Raw genomic sequence first — 15,602 nt, 5'->3', positions numbered from 1 at the left:
AAACCAAGTATCAAGGCCGGAAATTTGAGCGAAAATACTTTATCGATAAAACAAGACGCTCTGTTGGATGCCCTGGTGCTTTATACCAAGCTGTTTCATAAACCTTTCAGCGCCGAAGCATTGATGTCGGGGCTTCCGGTCCATAATATACAGGGTACACAGGAACTCTTCTCTCTGAAACGGTCAAAATCACTTTTTTCCCGTGCGGCAGGGCGTGCCGGACTGAAAAGCACATTGATCGAACGTTCTATTGCCGATATGCTGCAGCTTCAGCTGCCGATGATCCTGCTGCTCAGCCATGAAAATGCCTGTATTTTAGACCGTTTTTCCGATGACCGTTCCCAGGTAAAGATCATTTATCCCGAAGGGGACGGTTTGGAGCAGTGGGTTAGCGTTGAAGAGCTTGAAAAAGAGTACCTCGGCTTTGGTTTCATGCTTAAAAAAGAGTATGAATATAGCGATCAAGCCACGTGTGTTTTGCAACCTGAACGACGTCACTGGTTCTGGAGCACGCTTAAGCTTTCACTTCCCATCTATAGAGATGTTCTATGGGCGTCGTTTCTGATCAACCTCTTTGTCCTGGCGACGCCGCTCTTTACGATGAATGTCTATGACCGTGTCATACCAAACAATGCCGAAGAGACACTGCTGGTTTTTACGATCGGCATCGTCGTTGTCTATCTGCTGGACTCGTTTTTAAAGTTCACCCGTGCCTATATGCTTGAGCTGGCCGGCAAAAAAAGTGACATCATCATGTCCTCGATCATTTTTGAGAAGGTGATGGATTTGAAGATGGCGGTTCATCCGCGTTCTGTCGGTTCCTTTGCCAATAACCTAAAAGATTTCGAGTCGATCCGCTCCTTCTTTACGACGGCAACGATGACGGCCATGATCGATCTGCCGTTTGCCATTATCTTCTTACTGGTGATCTACTATATCGGCGGTCCGCTTGTCCTTGTACCGATCATAACGATTTTTTTAATTCTCTTTTACGCCATGATGATCCGTAAACCTCTGCAGGAGAGCATAGAAAGCTCGCATGAAGCGAGTGCGAAGAAAAACGGTGTTCTGATCGAAACACTGCAGAACATTGAGACGGTCAAAACGATGAACATGGCGGGGAAACGCCAATGGGAGTGGGAAGAGTCGACCGGGGAGATCGCCGAGAAAAACCTGAAGTCGCGTCTGCTCTCCTCGTCAATACCGACGATAACCAACCTGTTTATTCAGTTAAATACGATCTTTGTCGTTGTCTTCGGCGTCTACCTGATCAAAGAGTTTGAACTGACGATGGGCGGGTTGATCGCTGTCGTGATTCTGACGTCGCGTACGGTCGCACCGATGGGGCAGGCTGCCGGACTCATCTCCAACTATGCCGATGCGAGGGCCTCCTATGACACCATCAACAATATCATCTCGCAGCCGGCTGAACGCCCGGCGGGCAAGGCATTTTTGAAGCGTAGCGTATTTACCGGAAAGATCGAGTTCAAAGAGGTGAGTTTTACCTATCCGGATGCCGATATCCTGGCCTTGGACAAGGTCAGTTTTACGATAAATCCAGGAGAAAAAATCGCTCTTATCGGGCGCATCGGTTCCGGAAAAAGTACGATCGCCAAGTTGATACTGCGCTTATATGAGCCCGACAGCGGCAGTATTCTGATTGACGGGATCGATATTAATCAGATCGATCCGGCTGATCTTCGCCGCAATATCAGTTATGTCCCTCAAGATGTCAATCTTTTCAAAGGGACCATAAAAGAGAACATTATCTCTTCAGAGCGGCATCCTCATGATGAAGATGTCATTCATGCTGCCCAGGTGAGCGGTACGGATGCCTTTGTCCACACCCATCCCAAAGGCTATGAGATGCCTATCGGCGAACGCGGTGCAGGGCTTTCCGGCGGTCAGCGCCAGAGTGTCGGTATTGCCAGAGCCTTGATGCAGAACAGTTCCATCGTCTTGATGGACGAGCCGACAAATGCCATGGACCAGACGACGGAAACGGAACTGATCAACCGTTTGAAATCGGAGCTGGAAGAGAAGACGTTGATCTTGGTGACACAAAAGTTCTCAGTACTTGAGATCACGGAGCGTATTATGGTGATGCATCATGGCAAACTCATTATGGATGGACCGAAGCAAAAGGTCATCGCCAAACTTCAGGGAGGTCATGATGGCGATGCCTCCTAAGAAAAACCTCTCCAAACGCGATTATGAGTTTATGCACAGCCTTAGTGCGGCAGTTTTACAGGTGACACCGCGTCGGTCGCGAATAATACTTTTTTTCTGGGTCTTCACTGTTATGACGGCTATAGTATGGGCCTCTTTCGCCCAAATAGACGAGATCGTCAGAGGAGAAGGCGAGATTATTCCCAGCAGTGAAAACCAGATGATCCAAAACCTTGAAGGCGGTATCGTAGAAGAGATCCTGGTCAATGAGGGCGAACACGTCGAGGTCGGGCAGCTGTTGGTCAAGATCGATAACCAAAAGTCGGAATCAAGCTTCAGCTCCAACGAGATAAAGGCAAATGCGCTTGAAGCAAGAATTATCCGTCTCCAGGCTGAAGCCAGCGGCAGGAATTTTGAGGTCAATGCTTCCGTGCGTGAGTGCATGAAGGAGTTGATAGCCAATGAAGAGAGTCTTTACCGGACCAATATGCAGCAGTTGAACTCAAAGATCACCACGCTAAAAGAGCAACTGGTGCAGCGTCAGCAAGAACTTTCGGAAGCTAAAACACATAAGGTGCATCTAAAATCATCGTTGGCGATGATCACCAAAGAGATCCGAATGACGAAACCTATGGTGGCGAAAGGGGTTCGATCGAAAGTCGACTTCTTAAAACTTCAGCGTGAGGGCAATGAGATCGAAGAGCGGTACAATGCGGTCGATCTCTCCATCCCGCGTCTGGAATCCGCCATCAAAGAGGTGCAAAGCAAGATCGAAGAATCAAAGTTTCTTTTTCAGAGTGAAGCAAAGAGTGCTTTGAATGAGGCCGTTGCCGAGCTTCGCGGAATTCGTGCCACCAGTACTGCACTTGAAGATCAGGTAAAACGGACACTCGTCCGTTCGCCGATGAAGGGGATCGTCCAGACTCTCTACGTGCATACAGTCGGTGGTGTCATTAAACCGGGTGCCGATATTGTCGAGATCGTCCCAAGTGACCAGACACTGCTGGTCGAAGTGAAGATCAAGCCCTCAGACATCGCCTTTATCTATTACGGTCAAAAGGCCATAGCAAAGTTTTCAGCTTATGATTTTTCTATCTATGGCGGGCTTGAGGGAAAAGTCGTCCATATCAGTGCCGATACCATCACCGACCAGAATGATAATACCTTTTATACTATTCGTATAAAAACCGACAAAAACTATATTGGAGATGAATCAAAACCACTCAAGATCATTCCGGGGATGACCGTGAATGTTGATATTATTACCGGTAAGAAAAGTGTGATGGATTACATTTTAAAACCAATTTTGAAAACCAAACAATACACCTTTACGGAACGTTGATGAGAGAGATAGTACTCCACAGCGATGATATGGCGTTAACCGATTATTGGCAGAAAGCTTTAGGTAAACCATGCCGGATCGTTGACTCACTAGAGATCCTCAGGATAGTTTCAAATTGTATTGTCATTATAAACTATTCGGCATGCCAAGGGGAGCCACAGACGCTTTTACAACAACTTACACAGAACAGCAACCGTGTTTTGATCCTGCATCGCGTCCCTGATTTTGCAACGGCGAAGCAGCTTTTACGCTGGGGTGCAAAAGGCTATGGCAATACATTGATGCGGGGTCACTTCCTGGTTGCAGCCGTTGAGACACTGCAAGACGATATGGTCTGGCTCTATCCGGAATTTACGACGCAGCTTATTACACAGATGGATGGCGGTTCGAAGAATGATCCTGAACTGTACCTGGAGAAGTTGAGCGATCGTGAACGCGAGGTCGCTCTTTTGCTTAAAGAGGGTGACATCTATAAAACGGTAGCCGACAAACTGAACATCACGCCCAGAACCGTGAAAGCACACGCGCAAAATATATATGCAAAACTCAACGTTAAAGACCGATTAGGGCTTGCGCTGCTTCTAAAATAAACTGCCTTTATACCGCCACTGTCCCTAGGGACAATAGTATTTTAGTCTCTTTTTTACTAAAATATCTAACACTATAAATTAAGGCTGTTTTTATGGCAGAAACTATCGGCACGATCAATATTTCAAGCGGCAAATTTTATATCAAAGATCTTTCTGGCAAAGTGATAGAGCTTCAGCAGGGTGATATTATCAGCAAATGGATGACCGTATTCGGTGATAAAGACAATGCTGCATCAGATTCGATGGTCATCAAAATGTCATCAGGTGTCACTATTGTCCTGAACGGATCATACGAACAGCTTTTTGATGCGTCGACTATTGATGCTGCCGATGCGATAGATGGTGCGGTCGCTCCGGAAAATATAGAAGCGGCACTGGCTTTGACTGAAAATGTCTCAAAAGAGAAAGAAGAAACTGTTGATGAAGACAGTGCTGCGGAAGACGACGATAACGCTGATAACGAATATGAAGGCGAGGTCGTAATCGCTTCTCGAAGCGGCGAACTTGTCGATGTTGAGACTCAGACCCGCGATAGCAGCTTCTCTGAAGAGACGCAAGCCGGTGAAGATGAGACACAAAAAAATACCGATAAAGAAAGCGTACTTCTTGATCGAAATAACCCGACAGTTGACGTTGTCAGTGATCTGCGTGAAGACAGTTATGTACCACCGGTCAGCATAGCCACTGAAACAGTGCAGCCTATCCCGGATGTTGTTAATCCTGTTGTTGTCGATGCAACAGCATCGGATACCACAGCACCGAATGCACCAGTCGTAGCACTGACGACAGATAGCGGCACAGCGGCTGATCTGATTACCAATGATGGGGCCTTAACTGTCACACCAAATGAAGCGACCAGTACAATTGAGTACAGTACAGATGGTGGCACAACGTGGAGCACAACAGCGCCAACAGCCACTGAAGGGGCCAACACCGTCTCTGTAAGAGAAGTCGATCCAGCAGGTAACGCCTCAGCTGCCACCGATATTACCTTTACACTTGATACAACAGCACCAGTCGTCGATGTTAATGATATTCCACTGACTAATGACACAACACCAGAACTGACAGGTACAGTCGATGATGCTAATGCCACAGTCGTTGTAACGATTGGCGGCGTGGAGTACACAGCTGTCAATAATGAGGATGGGACCTGGACCTTAGCTGATAATGCCGTCGCCGCACTGGCAGATGGCACAACAACAGTCGCAGTCAGCGCCACCGATGTCGCTGGCAATGAAGGGACAGGGTCAGGCACTGTCGTGGTCGATACCACTCTTCCAGTCCCAACCATCACTCTAGATGCTAATATCACGGCTGATGATGTGATCAATGCAGCTGAGTCGGGTCAAAACATTGCGATCACTGGTGTAGTGGGCGGCGAGTTCAACACAGGCGATACAGTGACAGTCACTGTCAATGGTGTCGACTCAACTGGCACTGTCGATGCAGCTGGTCACTTCTCAATCAATGTCGCGGGGTCAGACCTAGCAGCTGATACAACTGTCAGTGCCAGTGTGGCAACGACAGATGCCGCTGGTAACCCTGGTAGTGCCACTGATACAGAGACGTACACAGTCGATACCACTCTTCCAGTCCCAACCATCACTCTAGATGCTAATATCACGGCTGATGATGTGATCAATGCAGCTGAGTCGGGTCAAAACATTGCGATCACTGGTGTAGTGGGCGGCGAGTTCAACACAGGCGATACAGTGACAGTCACTGTCAATGGTGTCGACTCAACTGGCACTGTCGATGCAGCTGGTCACTTCTCAATCAATGTCGCGGGGTCAGACCTAGCAGCTGATACAACTGTCAGTGCCAGTGTGGCAACGACAGATGCCGCTGGTAACCCTGGTAGTGCCACTGATACAGAGACGTACACAGTCGATACCACTCTTCCAGTCCCAACCATCACTCTAGATGCTAATATCACGGCTGATGATGTGATCAATGCAGCTGAGTCGGGTCAAAACATTGCGATCACTGGTGTAGTGGGCGGCGAGTTCAACACAGGCGATACAGTGACAGTCACTGTCAATGGTGTCGACTCAACTGGCACTGTCGATGCAGCTGGTCACTTCTCAATCAATGTCGCGGGTCAGACCTAGCAGCTGATACAACTGTCAGTGCCAGTGTGGCAACGACAGATGCCGCTGGTAACCCTGGTAGTGCCACTGATACAGAGACGTACACAGTCGATACCACTCTTCCAGTCCCAACCATCACTCTAGATGCTAATATCACGGCTGATGATGTGATCAATGCAGCTGAGTCGGGTCAAAACATTGCGATCACTGGTGTAGTGGGCGGCGAGTTCAACACAGGCGATACAGTGACAGTCACTGTCAATGGTGTCGACTCAACTGGCACTGTCGATGCAGCTGGTCACTTCTCAATCAATGTCGCGGGGTCAGATAGCAGCTGATACAACTGTCAGTGCCAGTGTGGCAACGACAGATGCCGCTGGTAACCCTGGTAGTGCACTGATACAGAGACGTACACAGTCGATACCACTCTTCCAGTCCCAACCATCACTCTAGATGCTAATATCACGGCTGATGATGTGATCAATGCAGCTGTGTCGGGTCAAAACATTGCGATCACTGGTGTAGTGGGCGGCGAGTTCAACACAGGCGATACAGTGACAGTCACTGTCAATGGTGTCGACTCAATGGCATGTCGATGCAGCTGGTCACTTCTCAATCAATGTCGCGGGGTCAGACCTAGCAGCTGATACAACTGTCAGTGCCAGTGTGGCAACGACAGATGCCGCTGGTAACCCTGGTAGTGCCACTGATACAGAGACGTACACAGTCGATACCACTCTTCCAGTCCCAACCATCTCTAGATGCTAATATCACGGCTGATGATGTGATCAATGCAGCTGAGTGGGTCAAAACATTGCGATCACTGGTGTAGTGGGCGGCGAGTTCAACACAGGCGATACAGTGACAGTCACTGTCAATGGTGTCGACTCAATGCACTGTCGATCAGCTGGTCACTTCTCAATCAATGTCGCGGGGTCAGACCTAGCATGATACAACTGTCAGTGCCAGTGTGGCAACGACAGATGCCGCTGGTAACCCTGGTAGTGCCACTGATACAGAGACGTACACAGTCGATACCACTCTTCCAGTCCCAACCATCACTCTAGATGTTAATATCACGGCTGATGATGTGATCAATGCAGCTGAGTCGGGTCAAAACATTGCGATCACTGGTGTAGTGGGCGGGCGAGTTCAACACAGGCGATACAGTGACAGTCACTGTCAATGGGTGTCGACTCAACTGGCACTGTCGATGCAGCTGGTCACTTCTCAATCAATGTCGCGGGGTCCAGACCTAGCAGCTGATCAAAACTGTCAGTGCCAGTGTGGCAACGACAGATGCCGCTGGTAACCTGGTAGTGCCACTGATACGAGAGACGTACACAGTCGATACCACTCTTCCAGTCCCACACCATCACTCTAGATGCTAATATCACGGCTGATGATGTGATCAATGCAGCTGAGTCGGGTCAAAACATTGCGATCACTGGGTAGTGGGCGGACGAGTTCAACACAGGCGATACAGTGACAGTCACTGTCAATGGTGTCGACTCAACTGGCACTGTCGATGCAGGGTCACTTTCAATCAATGTCGCGGGGTCAGACCTAGCAGTGATACAACTGTCAGTGCCAGTGTGGCAACGACAGATGCCGCTGGTAACCCTGGTAGTGCCACTGATACAGAGACGTACACAGTCGATACCACTCTTCCAGTCCCAACCATCACTCTAGATGCTAATATCACGGCTGATGATGTGATCAATGCAGCTGAGTCGGGTCAAAACATTGCGATCATGTGTAGTGGGCGGCGAGTTCAACACAGGCGATACAGTGAAGTCACTGTCAATGGTGTCGACTCAACTGGCACTGTCGATGCAGCTGGTCACTTCTCAATCAATGTCGCGGGGTCAGACCTAGCAGCTGATACAACTGTCAGTGCCAGAGTGGCAACGACAGATGCCGCTGGTAACCCTGGTAGTGCCACTGATACAGAGACGTACACAGTCGATACCACTCATCCAGTCCCAACCATCACTCTAGATGCTAATATCACGGCTGATGATGTGATCAATGCATGCTGAGTGGAGTCAAACATTGCGATCACTGGTGTAGTGGCGGCGAGTTCAACACAGGGCGATACAGTGACAGTCACTGTCAATGGTGTCGACTCAACTGGCACTGTCGATGCAGCTGGTCACTTCTCAATCAATGTCGCGGGGTCAGACCTAGCAGCTGATACAACTGTCAGTGCCAGTGTGGCAACGACAGATGCCGCTGGTAACCTGGTAGTGCCACTGATACAGAGACGTACACAGTCGATTCCACTCTTCCAGTCCCAACCATCACTCTAGATGCTAATATCACGGCTGATGATGTGATCAATGCAGCTGAGTCGGGTCAAAACATTGCGATCACTGGTGTAGTGGGCGGCGAGTTCAACAAGGCGATACAGTGACAGTCACTGTCAATGGTGTCGACTCAACTGCACTGTCGATGCAGCTGGTCACTTCTCAATCAATGTGGGTCAGACCTAGCAGCTGATACAACTGTCAGTGCCAGTGTGGCAACGACAGATGCCGCTGGTAACCCTGGTAGTGCCACTGATACAGAGACGTACACAGTCGATACCACTCTTCCAGTCCCAACCATCACTCTAGATGCTAATATCACGGCTGATGATGTGATCAATGCAGCTGAGTCGGGTCAAACATTGCGATCACTGGTGTAGTGGGCGGCGTTCACACAGGCGATACAGTGACAGTCACTGTCAAGTGTCGACTCAACTGGCACTGTCGATGCAGCTGGTCACTTCTCAATCAATGTCGCGGGGTCAGACCTAGCAGCTGATACAACTGTCAGTGCCAGTGTGGCAACGACAGATGCCGCTGGTAACCCTGGTAGTGCCACTGATAAGAGACGTACACAGTCGATACCACTTTCCAGTCCCAACCATCACTCTAGATGCTAATAATCACGGCTGATGATGTGATCAATGCAGCTGAGTCGGGTCAAAACATTGCGATCACTGGTGTAGTGGGCGGCGAGTTCAACACAGGCGATACAGTGACAGTCACTGTCAATGGTGTCGACTCAACTGGCACTGTCGATGCAGCTGGTCACTTCTCAATCAATGTCGCGGGGTCAGACCTAGCAGCTGATACAACTGTCAGTGCCAGTGTGGCAACGACAGATGCCGCTGGTAACCCTGGTAGTGCCACTGATACAGAGACGTACACAGTCGATACCACTCTTCCAGTCCCAACCATCACTCTAGATGTAAATCACGGCTGATGAGTGATCAATGCAGCTGAGTCGGGTCAAAACATTGCGATCACTGGTGTAGTGGGCGGCGAGTTCAACACAGGCGAATACAGTGACAGTCACTGTCAATGGTGTCGACTCAACTGGCACTGTCGATGCAGCTGGTCACTTCTCAATCAATGTCGCGGGTCAGACCTAGCAGCTGATACAACTGTCAGTGCCAGTGTGGCAACGACAGATGCCGCTGGTAACCCTGGTAGTGCCACTGATACAGAGACGTACACAGTCGATACCACTCTTCCAGTCCCAACCATCACTCTAGATGCTAATATCACGGCTGATGATGTGATCAATGCAGCTGAGTCGGGTCAAAACATTGCGATCACTGGTGTAGTGGGCGGCGAGTTCAACACAGGCGATACAGTGACAGTCACTGTCAATGGTGTCGACTCAACTGGCACTGTCGATGCAGCTGGTCACTTCTCAATCAATGTCGCGGGGTCAGACCTAGCAGCTGATACAACTGTCAGTGCCAGTGTGGCAACGACAGATGCCGCTGGTAACCCTGGTAGTGCCACTGATACAGAGACGTACACAGTCGATACCACTCTTCCAGTCCCAACCATCACTCTAGATGCTAATATCACGGCTGATGATGTGATCAATGCAGCTGAGTCGGGTCAAAACATTGCGATCACTGGTGTAGTGGGCGGCGAGTTCAACACAGGCGATACAGTGACAGTCACTGTCAATGGTGTCGACTCAACTGGCACTGTCGATGCAGCTGGTCACTTCTCAATCAATGTCGCGGGGTCAGACCTAGCAGCTGATACAACTGTCAGTGCCAGTGTGGCAACGACAGATGCCGCTGGTAACCCTGGTAGTGCCACTGATACAGAGACGTACACAGTCGATACCACTCTTCCAGTCCCAACCATCACTCTAGATGCTAATATCACGGCTGATGATGTGATCAATGCAGCTGAGTCGGGTCAAAACATTGCGATCACTGGTGTAGTGGGCGGCGAGTTCAACACAGGCGATACAGTGACAGTCACTGTCAATGGTGTCGACTCAACTGGCACTGTCGATGCAGCTGGTCACTTCTCAATCAATGTCGCGGGGTCAGACCTAGCAGCTGATACAACTGTCAGTGCCAGTGTGGCAACGACAGATGCCGCTGGTAACCCTGGTAGTGCCACTGATACAGAGACGTACACAGTCGATACCACTCTTCCAGTCCCAACCATCACTCTAGATGCTAATATCACGGCTGATGATGTGATCAATGCAGCTGAGTCGGGTCAAAACATTGCGATCACTGGTGTAGTGGGCGGCGAGTTCAACACAGGCGATACAGTGACAGTCACTGTCAATGGTGTCGACTCAACTGGCACTGTCGATGCAGCTGGTCACTTCTCAATCAATGTCGCGGGGTCAGACCTAGCAGCTGATACAACTGTCAGTGCCAGTGTGGCAACGACAGATGCCGCTGGTAACCCTGGTAGTGCCACTGATACAGAGACGTACACAGTCGATACCACTCTTCCAGTCCCAACCATCACTCTAGATGCTAATATCACGGCTGATGATGTGATCAATGCAGCTGAGTCGGGTCAAAACATTGCGATCACTGGTGTAGTGGGCGGCGAGTTCAACACAGGCGATACAGTGACAGTCACTGTCAATGGTGTCGACTCAACTGGCACTGTCGATGCAGCTGGTCACTTCTCAATCAATGTCGCGGGGTCAGACCTAGCAGCTGATACAACTGTCAGTGCCAGTGTGGCAACGACAGATGCCGCTGGTAACCCTGGTAGTGCCACTGATACAGAGACGTACACAGTCGATACCACTCTTCCAGTCCCAACCATCACTCTAGATGCTAATATCACGGCTGATGATGTGATCAATGCAGCTGAGTCGGGTCAAAACATTGCGATCACTGGTGTAGTGGGCGGCGAGTTCAACACAGGCGATACAGTGACAGTCACTGTCAATGGTGTCGACTCAACTGGCACTGTCGATGCAGCTGGTCACTTCTCAATCAATGTCGCGGGGTCAGACCTAGCAGCTGATACAACTGTCAGTGCCAGTGTGGCAACGACAGATGCCGCTGGTAACCCTGGTAGTGCCACTGATACAGAGACGTACACAGTCGATACCACTCTTCCAGTCCCAACCATCACTCTAGATGCTAATATCACGGCTGATGATGTGATCAATGCAGCTGAGTCGGGTCAAAACATTGCGATCACTGGTGTAGTGGGCGGCGAGTTCAACACAGGCGATACAGTGACAGTCACTGTCAATGGTGTCGACTCAACTGGCACTGTCGATGCAGCTGGTCACTTCTCAATCAATGTCGCGGGGTCAGACCTAGCAGCTGATACAACTGTCAGTGCCAGTGTGGCAACGACAGATGCCGCTGGTAACCCTGGTAGTGCCACTGATACAGAGACGTACACAGTCGATACCACTCTTCCAGTCCCAACCATCACTCTAGATGCTAATATCACGGCTGATGATGTGATCAATGCAGCTGAGTCGGGTCAAAACATTGCGATCACTGGTGTAGTGGGCGGCGAGTTCAACACAGGCGATACAGTGACAGTCACTGTCAATGGTGTCGACTCAACTGGCACTGTCGATGCAGCTGGTCACTTCTCAATCAATGTCGCGGGGTCAGACCTAGCAGCTGATACAACTGTCAGTGCCAGTGTGGCAACGACAGATGCCGCTGGTAACCCTGGTAGTGCCACTGATACAGAGACGTACACAGTCGATACCACTCTTCCAGTCCCAACCATCACTCTAGATGCTAATATCACGGCTGATGATGTGATCAATGCAGCTGAGTCGGGTCAAAACATTGCGATCACTGGTGTAGTGGGCGGCGAGTTCAACACAGGCGATACAGTGACAGTCACTGTCAATGGTGTCGACTCAACTGGCACTGTCGATGCAGCTGGTCACTTCTCAATCAATGTCGCGGGGTCAGACCTAGCAGCTGATACAACTGTCAGTGCCAGTGTGGCAACGACAGATGCCGCTGGTAACCCTGGTAGTGCCACTGATACAGAGACGTACACAGTCGATACCACTCTTCCAGTCCCAACCATCACTCTAGATGCTAATATCACGGCTGATGATGTGATCAATGCAGCTGAGTCGGGTCAAAACATTGCGATCACTGGTGTAGTGGGCGGCGAGTTCAACACAGGCGATACAGTGACAGTCACTGTCAATGGTGTCGACTCAACTGGCACTGTCGATGCAGCTGGTCACTTCTCAATCAATGTCGCGGGGTCAGACCTAGCAGCTGATACAACTGTCAGTGCCAGTGTGGCAACGACAGATGCCGCTGGTAACCCTGGTAGTGCCACTGATACAGAGACGTACACAGTCGATACCACTCTTCCAGTCCCAACCATCACTCTAGATGCTAATATCACGGCTGATGATGTGATCAATGCAGCTGAGTCGGGTCAAAACATTGCGATCACTGGTGTAGTGGGCGGCGAGTTCAACACAGGCGATACAGTGACAGTCACTGTCAATGGTGTCGACTCAACTGGCACTGTCGATGCAGCTGGTCACTTCTCAATCAATGTCGCGGGGTCAGACCTAGCAGCTGATACAACTGTCAGTGCCAGTGTGGCAACGACAGATGCCGCTGGTAACCCTGGTAGTGCCACTGATACAGAGACGACTACACAGTCGATACCACTCTTCCAGTCCCAACCATCACTCTAGATGCTAATATCACGGCTGATGATGTGATCAATGCAGCTGAGTCGGGTCAAAACATTGCGATCACTGGTGTAGTGGGCGGCGAGTTCAACACAGGCGATACAGTGACAGTCACTGTCAATGGTGTCGACTCAACTGGCACTGTCGATGCAGCTGGTCACTTCTCAATCAATGTCGCGGGGTCAGACCTAGCAGCTGATACAACTGTCAGTGCCAGTGTGGCAACGACAGATGCCGCTGGTAACCCTGGTAGTGCCACTGATACAGAGACGTACACAGTCGATACCACTCTTCCAGTCCCAACCATCACTCTAGATGCTAATATCACGGCTGATGATGTGATCAATGCAGCTGAGTCGGGTCAAAACATTGCGATCACTGGTGTAGTGGGCGGCGAGTTCAACACAGGCGATACAGTGACAGTCACTGTCAATGGTGTCGACTCAACTGGCACTGTCGATGCAGCTGGTCACTTCTCAATCAATGTCGCGGGGGGTCAGACCTAGCAGCTGATACAACTGTCAGTGCCAGTGTGGCAACGACAGATGCCGCTGGTAACCCTGGTAGTGCCACTGATACAGAGACGTACACAGTCGATACCACTCTTCCAGTCCCAACCATCACTCTAGATGCTAATATCACGGCTGATGATGTGATCAATGCAGCTGAGTCGGGTCAAAACATTGCGATCACTGGTGTAGTGGGCGGCGAGTTCAACACAGGCGATACAGTGACAGTCACTGTCAATGGTGTCGACTCAACTGGCACTGTCGATGCAGCTGGTCACTTCTCAATCAATGTCGCGGGGTCAGACCTAGCAGCTGATACAACTGTCAGTGCCAGTGTGGCAACGACAGATGCCGCTGGTAACCCTGGTAGCCCTGTATGCATGAGACGTACACAGTCGATACCACTCTTCCAGTCCCAACCATCACTCTAGATGCTAATATCACGGCTGATGATGTGATCAATGCAGCTGAGTCGGGTCAAAACATTGCGATCACTGGTGTAGTGGGCGGCGAGTTCAACACAGGCGATACAGTGACAGTCACTGTCAATGGTGTCGACTCAACTGGCACTGTCGATGCAGCTGGTCACTTCTCAATCAATGTCGCGGGGTCAGACCTAGCAGCTGATACAACTGTCAGTGCCAGTGTGGCAACGACAGATGCCGCTGGTAACCCTGGTAGTGCCACTGATACAGAGACGTACACAGTCGATACCACTCTTCCAGTCCCAACCATCACTCTAGATGCTAATATCACGGCTGATGATGTGATCAATGCAGCTGAGTCGGGTCAAAACATTGCGATCACTGGTGTAGTGGGCGGCGAGTTCAACACAGGCGATACAGTGACAGTCACTGTCAATGGTGTCGACTCAACTGGCACTGTCGATGCAGCTGGTCACTTCTCAATCAATGTCCGGGGTCAGACCTAGCAGCTGATACAACTGTCAGTGCCAGTGTGGCAACGACAGATGCCGCTGGTAACCCTGGTAGTGCCACTGATACAGAGACGTACACAGTCGATACCACTCTTCCAGTCCCAACCATCACTCTAGATGCTAATATCACGGCTGATGATGTGATCAATGCAGCTGAGTCGGGTCAAAACATTGCGATCACTGGTGTAGTGGGCGGCGAGTTCAACACAGGCGATACAGTGACAGTCACTGTCAATGGTGTCGACTCAACTGGCACTGTCGATGCAGCTGGTCACTTCTCAATCAATGTCGCGGGGTCAGACCTAGCAGCTGATACAACTGTCAGTGCCAGTGTGGCAACGACAGATGCCGCTGGTAACCCTGGTAGTGCCACTGATACAGAGACGTACACAGTCGATACCACTCTTCCAGTCCCAACCATCACTCTAGATGCTAATATCACGGCTGATGATGTGATCAATGCAGCTGAGTCGGGTCAAAACATTGCGATCACTGGTGTAGTGGGCGGCGAGTTCAACACAGGCGATACAGTGACAGTCACTGTCAATGGTGTCGACTCAACTGGCACTGTCGATGCAGCTGGTCACTTCTCAATCAATGTCGCGGGGTCAGACCTAGCAGCTGATACAACTGTCAGTGCCAGTGTGGCAACGACAGATGCCGCTGGTAACCCTGGTAGTGCCACTGATACAGAGACGTACACAGTCGATACCACTCTTCCAGTCCCAACCATCACTCTAGATGCTAATATCACGGCTGATGATGTGATCAATGCAGCTGAGTCGGGTCAAAACATTGCGATCACTGGTGTAGTGGCGGCGAGTTCAACACAGGCGATACAGTGACAGTCACTGTCAATGGTGTCGACTCAACTGGCACTGTCGATGCAGCTGGTCACTTCTCAATCAATGTCGCGGGGTCAGACCTAGCAGGATACAACTGTCAGTGCCAGTGTGGCAACGACAGATGCCGCTGGTAACCTGGTAG

At 50.3% G+C, this 15,602-nt stretch carries 19 protein-coding genes; all 19 read left to right on the top strand.

Going from position 1 to position 15,602, the window contains the following annotated elements:
* Positions 1 to 24 precede the first annotated feature (24 nt).
* The 19 genes from WCY20_RS08330 (at position 25) to WCY20_RS08240 (ending at position 15,594) form a co-directional block, all read left to right on the top strand.
* Positions 25 to 2,190 (top strand): type I secretion system permease/ATPase, encoded by a 2,166-nt coding sequence (locus WCY20_RS08330; protein WP_345974274.1) that lies wholly within the window; start codon positions 25 to 27, stop codon positions 2,188 to 2,190.
* Positions 2,171 to 3,511 (top strand): HlyD family type I secretion periplasmic adaptor subunit, encoded by a 1,341-nt coding sequence (locus tag WCY20_RS08325; RefSeq protein ID WP_345974273.1) that lies wholly within the window; start codon positions 2,171 to 2,173, stop codon positions 3,509 to 3,511. Before WCY20_RS08330 ends, WCY20_RS08325 begins: the two co-directional genes overlap by 20 nt.
* Positions 3,511 to 4,101 (top strand): response regulator transcription factor, encoded by a 591-nt coding sequence (locus tag WCY20_RS08320; RefSeq protein WP_345974271.1) that lies wholly within the window; start codon positions 3,511 to 3,513, stop codon positions 4,099 to 4,101. The genes WCY20_RS08325 and WCY20_RS08320 overlap by 1 nt, the downstream gene beginning before the upstream one ends.
* A 92-nt stretch (positions 4,102 to 4,193) precedes the next feature.
* Positions 4,194 to 6,215 carry an Ig-like domain-containing protein gene (locus WCY20_RS08315; RefSeq protein WP_345974269.1) on the top strand — a complete coding sequence of 674 codons (2,022 nt, stop codon included), beginning with the start codon at positions 4,194 to 4,196 and terminating at the stop codon, positions 6,213 to 6,215.
* 26 nt (positions 6,216 to 6,241) lie between these two features.
* Positions 6,242 to 6,532: an Ig-like domain-containing protein gene (locus WCY20_RS08310; protein ID WP_345974267.1), complete on the top strand. Its 291-nt coding sequence runs from the start codon at positions 6,242 to 6,244 to the stop codon at positions 6,530 to 6,532.
* Complete coding sequence (locus WCY20_RS08305; protein WP_345978288.1) at positions 6,456 to 6,647, top strand: hypothetical protein; 192 nt, start codon at positions 6,456 to 6,458, stop codon at positions 6,645 to 6,647. Before WCY20_RS08310 ends, WCY20_RS08305 begins: the two co-directional genes overlap by 77 nt.
* Before the next feature lie 117 nt (positions 6,648 to 6,764).
* Positions 6,765 to 6,962, top strand: a complete 198-nt coding sequence (locus WCY20_RS08300) for a hypothetical protein (protein WP_345974265.1) — start codon at positions 6,765 to 6,767, stop codon at positions 6,960 to 6,962.
* 33 nt (positions 6,963 to 6,995) lie between these two features.
* Positions 6,996 to 7,145 carry a hypothetical protein gene (locus WCY20_RS08295; protein ID WP_345974263.1) on the top strand — a complete coding sequence of 50 codons (150 nt, stop codon included), beginning with the start codon at positions 6,996 to 6,998 and terminating at the stop codon, positions 7,143 to 7,145.
* 19 nt (positions 7,146 to 7,164) lie between these two features.
* Positions 7,165 to 7,506: a hypothetical protein gene (locus WCY20_RS08290; protein ID WP_345974261.1), complete on the top strand. Its 342-nt coding sequence runs from the start codon at positions 7,165 to 7,167 to the stop codon at positions 7,504 to 7,506.
* Between the two features lie 283 nt (positions 7,507 to 7,789).
* The gene (locus WCY20_RS08285) at positions 7,790 to 8,236 is read left to right on the top strand and encodes an Ig-like domain-containing protein (protein ID WP_345974260.1); all 447 of its coding nucleotides are present in this window, start codon (positions 7,790 to 7,792) and stop codon (positions 8,234 to 8,236) included.
* A complete protein-coding gene (locus WCY20_RS08280) occupies positions 8,237 to 8,506 on the top strand; it encodes a hypothetical protein (protein ID WP_345974258.1) in 270 nt (89 codons plus the stop codon).
* A gap of 116 nt (positions 8,507 to 8,622) precedes the next feature.
* Positions 8,623 to 8,883 (top strand): hypothetical protein, encoded by a 261-nt coding sequence (locus WCY20_RS08275; RefSeq protein WP_345974256.1) that lies wholly within the window; start codon positions 8,623 to 8,625, stop codon positions 8,881 to 8,883.
* Positions 8,884 to 9,116: 233 nt separating this feature from the next.
* Complete coding sequence (locus WCY20_RS08270) at positions 9,117 to 9,446, top strand: Ig-like domain-containing protein (protein ID WP_345974254.1); 330 nt, start codon at positions 9,117 to 9,119, stop codon at positions 9,444 to 9,446.
* Between the two features lie 3 nt (positions 9,447 to 9,449).
* Positions 9,450 to 13,172 (top strand): Ig-like domain-containing protein, encoded by a 3,723-nt coding sequence (locus WCY20_RS08265; RefSeq protein ID WP_345974253.1) that lies wholly within the window; start codon positions 9,450 to 9,452, stop codon positions 13,170 to 13,172.
* The gene (locus WCY20_RS08260; protein ID WP_345978239.1) at positions 13,163 to 13,675 is read left to right on the top strand and encodes an Ig-like domain-containing protein; all 513 of its coding nucleotides are present in this window, start codon (positions 13,163 to 13,165) and stop codon (positions 13,673 to 13,675) included. The genes WCY20_RS08265 and WCY20_RS08260 overlap by 10 nt, the downstream gene beginning before the upstream one ends.
* Before the next feature lie 26 nt (positions 13,676 to 13,701).
* Positions 13,702 to 14,109: an Ig-like domain-containing protein gene (locus WCY20_RS08255; RefSeq protein ID WP_345974251.1), complete on the top strand. Its 408-nt coding sequence runs from the start codon at positions 13,702 to 13,704 to the stop codon at positions 14,107 to 14,109.
* Positions 14,055 to 14,609 (top strand): Ig-like domain-containing protein, encoded by a 555-nt coding sequence (locus WCY20_RS08250; protein WP_345974249.1) that lies wholly within the window; start codon positions 14,055 to 14,057, stop codon positions 14,607 to 14,609. Before WCY20_RS08255 ends, WCY20_RS08250 begins: the two co-directional genes overlap by 55 nt.
* 26 nt (positions 14,610 to 14,635) lie before the next feature.
* A complete protein-coding gene (locus WCY20_RS08245; protein ID WP_345974248.1) occupies positions 14,636 to 15,460 on the top strand; it encodes an Ig-like domain-containing protein in 825 nt (274 codons plus the stop codon).
* Positions 15,457 to 15,594, top strand: coding sequence for a hypothetical protein (locus WCY20_RS08240; RefSeq protein WP_345974246.1), 138 nt, complete (start codon positions 15,457 to 15,459; stop codon positions 15,592 to 15,594). Before WCY20_RS08245 ends, WCY20_RS08240 begins: the two co-directional genes overlap by 4 nt.
* Positions 15,595 to 15,602: the final 8 nt, after the last annotated feature.

Origin of the sequence: Sulfurimonas sp. HSL3-7 (assembly GCF_039645985.1) — a bacterium.
In the GTDB taxonomy this organism is placed as follows: Bacteria; Campylobacterota; Campylobacteria; order Campylobacterales; family Sulfurimonadaceae; genus Sulfonitrofixus; species Sulfonitrofixus jiaomeiensis.
This window is presented reverse-complemented; position numbering and strand designations above follow the sequence as displayed.